Source organism: Erwinia sp. B116 (assembly GCF_002865965.1).
Lineage (GTDB): Bacteria > Pseudomonadota > Gammaproteobacteria > Enterobacterales > Enterobacteriaceae > Erwinia.
Window position 1 is genome coordinate 1 of record NZ_JRZZ01000078.1, and the last position, 5,987, is coordinate 5,987.

At 53.4% G+C, this 5,987-nt stretch carries 6 protein-coding genes; all 6 read left to right on the top strand.

What is annotated here, in order from left to right; genetic code table 11:
* A partial coding sequence (locus NV64_RS22320; protein WP_146005540.1) for an OmpA family protein occupies nucleotides 1-465 on the top strand: 465 nt, incomplete at its 5' end.
* A gap of 3 nt (nucleotides 466-468) precedes the next feature.
* The gene (locus NV64_RS22325) at nucleotides 469-960 is read left to right on the top strand and encodes an Hcp family type VI secretion system effector (protein WP_056234940.1); all 492 of its coding nucleotides are present in this window, start codon (nucleotides 469-471) and stop codon (nucleotides 958-960) included.
* A 165-nt stretch (nucleotides 961-1,125) separates the two neighbouring features.
* Nucleotides 1,126-3,774, top strand: a complete 2,649-nt coding sequence (gene tssH / locus NV64_RS22330; RefSeq protein ID WP_101506817.1) for a type VI secretion system ATPase TssH — start codon at nucleotides 1,126-1,128, stop codon at nucleotides 3,772-3,774.
* Between the two features lie 16 nt (nucleotides 3,775-3,790).
* Nucleotides 3,791-4,423 (top strand): hypothetical protein, encoded by a 633-nt coding sequence (locus tag NV64_RS22335; RefSeq protein ID WP_101506818.1) that lies wholly within the window; start codon nucleotides 3,791-3,793, stop codon nucleotides 4,421-4,423.
* 300 nt (nucleotides 4,424-4,723) lie between these two features.
* Nucleotides 4,724-4,936, top strand: coding sequence for a hypothetical protein (locus NV64_RS22345; RefSeq protein ID WP_101506819.1), 213 nt, complete (start codon nucleotides 4,724-4,726; stop codon nucleotides 4,934-4,936).
* Between the two features lie 640 nt (nucleotides 4,937-5,576).
* A partial coding sequence (locus NV64_RS22355; protein ID WP_255410346.1) for a contractile injection system protein, VgrG/Pvc8 family occupies nucleotides 5,577-5,987 on the top strand: 411 nt, incomplete at its 3' end.

Here is a 5,987-nt window from a genome sequence, read left to right on the forward strand (position 1 = left end):
CCGCCACCGCCTGTCATTAATAAAATCGTTCAGGGGCCAGAAACCCTCCGCCTCGACAGCATGTCGCTGTTCGATTCCGGCAGATACGACCTCAAACCCGGCTCCACCAGGCTGCTGGTGAACGCACTGGTGGGCATCAGGGCCAAACCGGGCTGGCTGATTGTCGTTGCCGGGCATACCGACAACACCGGCAATCCCGGGCTTAACCAGACGCTCTCTCTGAAGCGTGCCGAAGCGGTGCGCAACTGGATGCGTGACACCGGCGACGTACCGGAAAGCTGTTTTGCCGTACAGGGCTATGGCGAAAGCCGCCCCATCGCTACCAACGACACGCCGGACGGGCGCGCGCTCAACCGCCGGGTCGAAATCAGTCTGGTGCCGCAGGCAGACGCCTGCCGGATACCTGGCAACACCCCTACGTCATCGCAGGAAGATGACGTTGATAACAACCTAATGGAGAACTAACACATGGCAATTCCTGTTTATCTGTGGCTGAAAGACGACGGCGGCGCTGACATCAAAGGCTCTGTTGACGTGCAGGATCGCGAAGGCAGCATCGAGGTGGTCGCGCAGGATCACACCCTGTACATCCCCACCGACAACAACACCGGCAAGTTGACCGGCACCCGCGTACACACGCCATTTATCTTCACCAAGGAGATCGACTCATCCAGCCCGTATCTCTACAAAGCGGTGACCACCGGTCAGACCCTGAAATCCGCTGAGTTCAAGTGGTACAAAATCAATGACGCGGGCCAGGAAGTTGAATATTTCAACACCAAACTGGAGAACGTCAAGCTGGTGAAAGTCGCGCCGAAAATGCACGACATCAAAGATCCGGCGAAAGAGAAGCACAACCACCTCGAGCAGATCGAACTGCGCTACGAAAAAATCACCTGGACCTACAAAGACGGCAACATCATTCATTCCGATTCATGGAATGAACGTGCTACTGCCTGATTTATATAGGTAAATCCGCTGCGGACAGGGTTCCCTGTCCGCAGTTTTCCTGAGCGTCTGCCAGCCGGGCGTTCAGGAAAACCCCAATCTGCCTGACCTGATGCGCTTTGGTAAGTAAACAGCGATGGGCGGTAGCGTGTCCTGGAAAAATAAAGAGAGAGAAAAATGGAAAATTCAGCCGTCCTGTTACGTCGTCTCAACCCGTACTGTGCCCGCGCCCTGGAAGGGGCGGCCTCTCTGTGCCAGACCCGCGCGCACGCTGAAATCCTGCCCGAACACTGGCTGCTCAAACTGCTGGAGCAGGGCGAAGGCGACTTCACGGTGCTGGCACGCCGCTACGAATGGGACATGGACGGCATGTGGCAGGCGCTGCTCGGCTGGCTGGATACTCTGCCGCGTTCATTACGCCGCCGCCCGGCGCTTGCGGACTCGCTCCACACGCTGCTGAAACAGGCGTGGATGGTGGCCTCCCTGCAGGGCGAAGAGCAGATCCGCAGCCTGCACCTGCTGATGGTACTGACTGACAGCCCGAAACTCATTCGCTGTGACGGCCTGTGGCCGCTGCTGACCCTGGGCAAGAGCCAGCTGGAGCGTCTGCGCGGGCTGCTCGATGCGCAGTCGGACGAACGCGCCGAACTGCAGCAGGAAGAAGCGCTAACTGTTTCCTCCGGCGGCGGCGTGGAAATCACTGGCCATCCGGCGGGCAGCGAAGTGAAAGAGGGCGAGCTGTCGCCTGCGCTGCAAAATGCGCTGGATAAATTCACCCTCGACGTTACCGCCAAAGCAAGAGAGGGCAAAATCGACCCGGTGTTCGGGCGTGATACCGAAATCCGCCAGATGGTCGACATCCTTTCGCGACGTCGCAAAAATAATCCGATTCTGGTCGGGGAGCCGGGCGTCGGCAAAACCGCGCTGGTGGAGGGGCTGGCGCTGCGCATCGCTGAAGGCAACGTCCCGGAGTCGCTCAGGCCGGTGGTTCTGCGCACGCTCGACCTCGGGCTGTTGCAGGCTGGCGCAGGCGTAAAGGGCGAGTTTGAACAGCGTCTGAAAAACGTCATCGACGCCGTGCAGCAGTCGCCGGTACCGGTTTTGCTGTTTATCGACGAAGCGCACACTATCATCGGTGCCGGTAACCAGGCGGGCGGTGCCGATGCGGCCAACCTGCTGAAACCGGCGCTGGCGCGCGGCGAACTGCGCACTATCGCGGCGACCACCTGGTCCGAGTATAAACAGTATTTTGAACGCGACGCCGCGCTGGAGCGTCGCTTCCAGATGATTAAAGTGGATGAGCCGGACGACAACGCCGCCTGCCTGATGCTAAGAGGCCTCAAAGCCCGTTACGCCGGACACCACAACGTACATATCACCGACGCCGCCGTGCGCGCGGCGGTGTCGCTGTCGCGCCGCTATCTGACCGGTCGTCAGCTGCCGGACAAAGCGGTTGACCTGCTCGACACCGCTGCCGCCCGCGTGCGGATGAGCATTGATACGGTGCCGGAACCGCTGACCCGCATCCGCGTGCAGCTCGGTTCGCTGGCAATGGAGAAGCAGGCGCTGCTGGAAGATATTGCGGTCGGCGACCCTGCACAGGGTGAACGCCTGGCGACTATCGCGCAGGACGAGACCCGCCTGACTGCGGCGCTGGAAGCGCTGGAGAAGCAGTATAAAGAAGAGCTCGAACTGACCGAACGGCTGCTGGCAACCCGCCAGGACCTCTCGCGCCAGAATGAGACCCGCGACCTGCAGCAGCAGCTGAACGCGATGCAGCAGAGCAGCCCGCTGCTCTCCGTCGATGTGGACGTGCGCACCGTCGCCACGGTGATTGCCGACTGGACCGGCGTGCCGCTCTCCTCACTGATGAAAGACGAGCAGACCGAACTGCTGAACCTGGAGCAGGACATTGGCAGGCGCGTGGTCGGTCAGGATATTTCCCTGGCAGCCATCGCCCGGCGCCTCCGTGCGGCGAAAACCGGGCTCACGTCTGAAAACGGCCCACAGGGCGTGTTCCTGCTGGTCGGCCCGAGCGGCGTCGGCAAAACCGAAACCGCGCTGGCGCTCGCCGATGTGCTTTACGGCGGTGAAAAGTCCCTGATCACCATCAACCTCTCTGAATATCAGGAGCCGCACACCGTCTCCCAGCTGAAAGGCTCACCGCCGGGCTACGTCGGCTACGGTCAGGGCGGCATCCTCACCGAAGCGGTGCGCAAGCGTCCGTACAGCGTGGTGCTGCTTGATGAAGTCGAAAAAGCGCACCGCGACGTGATAAATCTGTTCTACCAGGTGTTCGACCGGGGCGTTATGCGCGACGGTGAAGGCCGGGAGATCGACTTCCGTAACACCGTGATCCTGATGACCTCCAACCTCGGCAGCGATCGCCTGATGCTGCTGCTGGACGAACAGTCGGAAGCCAGCGAAGCGGATCTGCACGAACTGCTGCGCCCGATCCTGCGCGAACACTTCCAGCCCGCGCTGGTGGCCCGCTTCCAGACCGTGATTTACCGCCCGCTGAGTGAGCCCGCAATGCGCACTATCGTCGAAATGAAACTCGGCCAGGTCAGCAGGCGCCTGCACCGCCACTATGGCCTGACCACGCAGATCGACGAGAGCCTGTATGACGCGCTGACCGCCGCCTGCCTGCTGCCGGACACCGGCGCGCGCAACGTCGACAGCCTGCTCAACCAGCAGATCCTGCCGGTGCTGAGCCAGCAGCTGCTTGTTCACATGGCCGCGCAGCAGAAACCGAAAACGCTGACGCTGGGCTGGAGTGAGGACGAGGGGATTGGGCTGGAGTTTAACAGCCAGCCTGTTCTTTAATTAAAGGATATCGAACATGGACAGCGCAAAAGAGATTGCCAGAGATATGCTGGATGCTATTAATGTCGATGGATCCGGATTTTTAGGTGCTGTGGCGAAAGGTGTTATTTCATTCCCGGTTAGCCTTGTATATCTCGGTTATGATTTTATTGATACGGAACATCGCAGAGAGAATCAGGACGATAAATTCAGGCTGGCACGACTAGTTAAAACAGCAACCTTCAATAAAACGACAATTGAAAAAGCTATTAACTTATTTATAGAGGATTTTTCATTCCGCATCAATATGATTTCAATGGCTGAAAACATTGGCGGAAGTGCAGTTGGGAAGGTGATTTTTTCTCAATTAACAGGGGTTAATTTAGCTAATGTAATCTCTACTCGTTTAGTTACAGTGGTGTTTTCTGGCTTTACTATAGGTTCACTTCTCTCAATTGGTGCTGAGTCATCAAGATCGATTTATACATCCAGGTATCTGAAGGAAAGAAATCCCAAAATTTACTATAAGCTCAAAGATAAGGGGGATCTGGATCTTTTATATTTCCTCTTCGAGGATAAGGTTAAACCATTCGAACAAGCCTGTGCTATTGGCGATGATAATTCAGAAGAATTTGACAGAATATGTAAATATTTTCTGGGTGGCCTATGAATACAAAAGGAATTGCAAAATTAATCATATTTAATGTTCTGTGTGCGTTAGGGGGTACGGTGATCACTATCGGCGTTGTTCTTTCGGTCTGGTTTTTTTTCGTATCAAGCAGTGATTATGGGTTTTATTGGGGGTGTGCTTCTCTTGTTTTTATTTACATTGGTTATTTGATGTATCGGTTTGCTTTTCCGTATATTAATAATAAATGGGATGATTATAATTAAGGTGAAGGGTGAGCGTGAAGCATCCCACACATAATGCTGACTTTTATAGGATGTGTGAGTGTTTTCTGGATAGTTAATGAATATTAAACGTATAACGCTGATCATTCTTTCTCGCCTGTCGCGGGGGATCGGGATGGGATTAGGTGCTTCAGGCATTGCTTTTTCCCTCTGGTTCTTTTTTTTCTCAAATAGTGAGTCAAAGTATCTGTGGGGTGCATTTTCAATAGCCGAGTATTTGGTTGGGTATTTTATTTATCGCTTCGCACACACATATATTTATGATGAATAACATAGCTAATATACAAGTGGTGGGGCGTTTCGGCTCTTCATTAACGACGTTATTCTCATCAGCGGCGATGGTGAAAGTCGCAACACTAACAGCCTGCTCTCTGGTTAAAGGTTATCGAACATGGATAGCGCAAGGAGATTGCCAGAGATATGCTGGATGCTATTAATGTCAATGGGCCTGTATTTTTAGGTGCTGTGGCGGAAGGTGTTATTTCATTCCCGGCTGGCCTTGTGTATCTCTGTTACGATTTTATTCATACTGAGCATCGCATAGAAAATCAGGATGATAAATTCAGGCTGGCGCGACTGGTAATCCTGTGCTATTGGCGATGTCAATCCAGAAGGGTTCGATAAAATATTCAAGTATTTCCCAGGTGGTTTATGAAATTAAGATAAGTTTTAAAATTAATTATCTTTAATGCTCTATGTGCGTTAGGTGGTGCGGTGATCACTGTCGGAGTGGTTATTTCAGCCTGGTTTTTTTCGTATCAAATAGTGATTATGGGTTTTATTGTGGAGAGGGGCTCTCTTTTTCTTATTTACATTGGCTGTCTGATGTGTCGGTTTGTTTTCCCTTATATTAATCAAAAATGGACTGATCACTATTAATGTTATTCTGACCGGTGATGGGAGTTATAGAAATGGAAAAGATATCTGAGGTAACTGGAACCGTACTTAATCGATACAGCCTGAACATTCCTTCCTGCCCTTATCCATTGGATGTGGAACGTTTTGAAGGCGTGGAACAGATGAGTGTTCTCTATCATTACACCATTCGTTTCACCAGCCCTCATCCGGATCTTACGGCTGAAATGATGTTGCGTAAAACCGCCACGCTGAACATGGGCGTGGGGGAATTATTTAACCCCGTTGTCGGTAAAATTGTTCATGGTGTAGTAACGGACTTCCGACGACTGACAGGATCACGCGATCAGGTCACGTATGAAATCATTCTTGAGCCTTTTATCTCCTTACTGGACAAACAGTTTCGCACCCACCGTTTCTTCGTCAATAAATCCGTGCCGGAGGTGGTGGCGCAGATCCTCGACGAG